Origin of the sequence: Kitasatospora sp. NPDC057198, assembly GCF_042670125.1 — a bacterium.
Classification (GTDB): domain Bacteria; phylum Actinomycetota; class Actinomycetes; order Streptomycetales; family Streptomycetaceae; genus Kitasatospora.
In genome coordinates, this window is record NZ_JBHUWH010000617.1 from 1 (window position 1) to 3,893 (window position 3,893).

Below are 3,893 nucleotides of genomic sequence, written 5' to 3' on the forward strand. Positions count from 1 at the left end.
GTCCTCGTCGTCGACGGCCTTGCCGTCGACGTCGAGCGGGCCAGCGGCGGCGGCTTCGCCTCCGACCCGCAGGCCGTCTACGAGCGGTGGGAGGAGTTCCGCCGGTGGGCGGCGCAGGCCCGGCTGCCCGAGGGCGACGCGTTCGACCCCGCCCTGCTCGGCGCCCCCGCGCCCGCCCCGCGGCAGGTCGTCGCCGCCGGCCTGAACTACCGCGACCACGCCGCCGAGTCCGGCTTCGCCCTGCCCGAGACGATGCCGCCGGTCTTCACCAAGTTCGCCACCAGCATCACCGGGCCGGTCACCGAGGTCGTCCTGCCGCCGGACGGCCACACCGACTGGGAGATCGAACTCGTCGCCGTCATCGGCACCCGCGCCCACCGCGTCCCCGCCGAGACCGCCTGGGAGCACGTCGCCGGGCTGACCGTGGGCCAGGACATCTCCGAGCGCATCACCCAACTGGAGGGCCCCTCCCCCCAGTTCAGCCTCGGCAAGTCCTTCCCGGGCTTCGCCCCCATCGGCCCGTGGCTGGTCTCCCCGGACGAGTTCGAGAACCCCGACGACCTCGGGCTGCGCTGCACCGTGAACGGCGAGGAGGTCCAGAAGGGCCGCACCGGCGACCTGATCTTCTCGGTGCCCGAGCTGATCTCCCGGCTGTCCGCGGTGATCCCGCTGCTGCCCGGCGACGTCGTCTTCACCGGCACCCCCGCCGGCGTCGGCCTCGGCCGCGACCCGCAGCGCTGGCTCGCCCCCGGCGACGAACTCGTCAGCACCATCGAGGGCATCGGCGAACTGCGCCAGACCTTCGTCGCCCGGACCTGACGCCCCGCCCGGCCACCGGCCCGACCGACGGCCGGTGGCAACCGTTCCGCACGGCCGCCCACAGATTCGATCGAGGAGGATCGGATGACCGCCACCCCGAAGTTCGCCCACGTCGTCTTCCAGACCGGCAACCCCGCCGCCATGCGGGACTGGTACTGCGCCGTTCTCGACGGGCACGTCGTCTTCCAGAACGACAGCCTGTGCTTCATCACCTACGACGAGGAGCACCACCGCGTCGCCCTGCTCACGCCGCCGGTACCCACGGAGCGCCGGAAGCCGACGACGGCCGCGGCCCACCACGTCGCGTACACCTTCGCCCACCTCGACGACCTCCTCGCCCGCTACGAGCTGCTGCGCGACAAGGGCGTCACCCCGGCGGTGTGCATCGCCCACGGCGTCACCACCTCCCTGTACTACCGGGACCCGGACGGCGGCTTCGTCGAGATGCAGATCGACAACTTCGCCGAACCGGACGACGCCACCGACTACATGCGGGGGCCCGAGTACAGCGCCGACGCGGTCGGTCCCGCCTTCGACCCCGAGGCGATGCTCGCCGCGCGCCGGGCCGGGGCCGACGTCGAGGACCTGATCGGCCGGTCCTGGGCCCTGCGCACCCCCATGCCCGATCCGATGCTGGTCCTGACCGGGGCCGTCTGACCCCGCGGCCGGGTGGCGGCGCACCGCTGTCGCGCCGCCGCCCGACCGGACCGCACGCACGACCTCCGCAGAAGGAGCCCCTTGAACCCGTCCCACCACCAGGCCGACTGCTCCATGTGCGGCCTGGAACAGAACGAGGACCGCGCCGTCGTCTTCCGCGACCCCCTGTGGTCGGGAGAGCGGGTGCCCGGCTACGACGTCCCCGGCTGGTTCGTCCTGCGCGTCCGGCGGCACGCCGAGCGCATCACCGGACTCGACGAGGCCGAGCTGGCCGCGTTCGGCCGGCGCGCCCGCGACCTGGTCGCGGCGGTGACCGAGGTGACCGGCGCACCCGCGACGTACCTCATGGTCTTCGGCGAGAACCACCCGCACTTCCACGTCCTCGTCACCCCCCGCGGCGAGGACGTCCCCGCGGACCGGCGCAGCGGGAACATCCTGCGGCTCGTCGCCGAGCGCGCCGACCCGGAGTCCGCCGCCCGGCTGGTGCCGGAGGTCCGCCGCGCCTACGAACGCCTCGCCGGAACGGCCGCACCCACGCGCCCGGCCTGACCTCTCCGCCCACCGGCCCGGCCGGGCCGCCGTGTCGGCCGGGCCGGCGGACGGGAACCGCTCGACGGACCGTGCCGGAAGCATCGCTCAGGACGTGCTCCCGGCGCCCCCGGGCAGCGGGATCCAGGTGTGCGACCACGTGATGATCGCGGCGAGGACCGGTTCCAGGTCGCGCCCCTTGTCGGTGAGGCGGTACTCCACCTGGACCGGCGTCTCCGGCAGGACGTGGCGCTCGATCAGGCCGCTGTCCTGCAACTCGCGCAGGCGCTGGGCCAGCATGGTGTCGCTGATCCCCGGGATGGCGGCCTTGATCTGCGCGTAGCGGTGCTGGCCGGTGAACAGCGCGCGCAGGACGGCACCGGTCCAGCGGGTGCCGATCATCTCGATCGCCGCGTGGAAGCGGACGCAGACCGGATGGACCTCCGCACCCCCCGGCGTTCGCTCGGCGCTCACGGTGCGACGGGCGCGCGCAGCGGGCGCAGCGCGTCGGTGACCCGCGCCAGTTCGTCGAGCATCGCCTTGGCGGAGCTGCTCATGATCTCGTTGGGCACCAGGCGCCGGTCGTCGTCGAGGAACTGCTGGACGAAGGGAATGGAGACGGCCTCGAAGACGGGCGTCATCTTCAGGGTGGTGACCACCTGCTTGATCATCTGCGCCGCGCGGGTTCCCGCCGAGACGCCTCCGTAGCTGACCATGCCGACCGGCTTGTACTGCCACTCGTTGTGGAGGTAGTCGATCGCGTTCTTCAGTTCGGCGTTGTAGCCGTAGTTGTACTCCGGCATGACGAACACGAAGGCGTCCGCCTCGGCGACCTTGGCGCTCCAGTCGCGGGTGTGCTGGTGGACGTAGCGGCCCAGTCGGGGGTGGTGGGGCTCGTTCATGAAGGGCAGGTCCACCTCGGCGAGGTCCACCGTCTCGACCTCCGTGAAGCCTGCGTGCGCCACGGCTTCCGAGTCGATCCAGCGGGCGACGCTCGGGCCCACGCGTCCGGGCCGCGTGCTCGCCACGATGATCTCCAGCTTGCTCATGGATGGACCTCTTTCTCGTACGTCTGATCGCAGGGTCGAGACTAAGGAAAACTGAGTGGATAAGCAAAACTGAGTTCAGCGGCGGGTCAGTGCGTTTCGGTGGGGCTCGTGTTGTGCTCGCGGATCAGCCGGAGCGCTTCATCGCGGTCGCGGCGGTCGAGGGCGTCGACGAGGGAGCGGTGCAGTGCGTGGCGCTGGGCGATGTACTCGGCCAGCGGCCGCTCGCCGTCGGGCAGGACCGACAGCGTGTGCCCCTCGATGAGGTCGAGGAGGCTGGTGTAGAGCGAGCCGAGCAGCACGTTCGGACTGATCGCGGCGATGGCGGCGTGCAGGCGCCAGTTGGCGTGGACGAAGGCCACCGGGTCGGCGTCGCCGACGGCGCGTTCCATGGCGGCGATGTGGTCGTACAGCGAGGCGATGTCGGCCGGCGAGGCGTGCCAGAGGGCGTCCTCGATGAGCAGCGGGTCGAGGGCGTCGCGGATGCGCACGGCGTCGGCGACGTCGTTCTGCTGGGCGTCCAGGGCCAGGACGGAGTTGCCGAGGCGGACCATCGGGGACTGCTCGGCACTGAAGAGGCCGCCGCCGGGGCCGGGCTTGACGGTGACCAGGCCGCGGGACTGCAGCAGTCGCAGCGCCTCGTTGAACGTGCCGACCGAGACCTCGCACAGCGTGCGCATCTCCTCCTTGGTGCCCAGGCGGGAGCCGGGCGGCAGGCTCCCGACCAGTTCGGTGACCCGCTGCGCGGCTCCCTCGGCCCGGCCGGAGGCCGCCCCGCGTCCGCCGACGTCGAAGCCCTGCCCCGCCCGGGCGGCACCGGCGGGCGGCAGGGCGGCACCGCTC

At 72.4% G+C, this 3,893-nt stretch carries 6 protein-coding genes; 3 read left to right on the forward strand and 3 right to left on the reverse strand.

The window, feature by feature from the left end:
* The 3 genes from ACFUEL_RS36625 to ACFUEL_RS36635 form a co-directional block, all read left to right on the forward strand.
* Positions 1 to 819 (forward strand): fumarylacetoacetate hydrolase family protein (locus ACFUEL_RS36625; RefSeq protein WP_380242046.1); only part of this gene is annotated, 819 nt, incomplete at its 5' end.
* Between the two features lie 84 nt (positions 820 to 903).
* A complete protein-coding gene (locus ACFUEL_RS36630) occupies positions 904 to 1,476 on the forward strand; it encodes a VOC family protein (RefSeq protein WP_380242048.1) in 573 nt (190 codons plus the stop codon).
* 81 nt (positions 1,477 to 1,557) lie between these two features.
* A complete protein-coding gene (locus tag ACFUEL_RS36635) occupies positions 1,558 to 2,025 on the forward strand; it encodes a hypothetical protein (protein WP_380242050.1) in 468 nt (155 codons plus the stop codon).
* An 87-nt stretch (positions 2,026 to 2,112) separates the two neighbouring features.
* On the opposite strand, the gene ACFUEL_RS36640 is transcribed toward ACFUEL_RS36635, so the two are convergent.
* The 3 genes from ACFUEL_RS36640 to ACFUEL_RS36650 form a co-directional block, all read right to left on the reverse strand.
* Positions 2,113 to 2,478 (reverse strand): winged helix-turn-helix transcriptional regulator, encoded by a 366-nt coding sequence (locus ACFUEL_RS36640; protein ID WP_380242051.1) that lies wholly within the window; start codon positions 2,476 to 2,478, stop codon positions 2,113 to 2,115.
* On the reverse strand, positions 2,475 to 3,053 hold the full coding sequence (locus tag ACFUEL_RS36645) for an NADPH-dependent FMN reductase (RefSeq protein WP_380242053.1): 579 nt from the start codon (positions 3,051 to 3,053) through the stop codon (positions 2,475 to 2,477). The genes ACFUEL_RS36640 and ACFUEL_RS36645 overlap by 4 nt, the downstream gene beginning before the upstream one ends.
* Positions 3,054 to 3,139: 86 nt before the next feature.
* A complete protein-coding gene (locus tag ACFUEL_RS36650) occupies positions 3,140 to 3,880 on the reverse strand; it encodes a FadR/GntR family transcriptional regulator (protein ID WP_380242055.1) in 741 nt (246 codons plus the stop codon).
* Between the last annotated feature and the right edge of the window lie 13 nt (positions 3,881 to 3,893).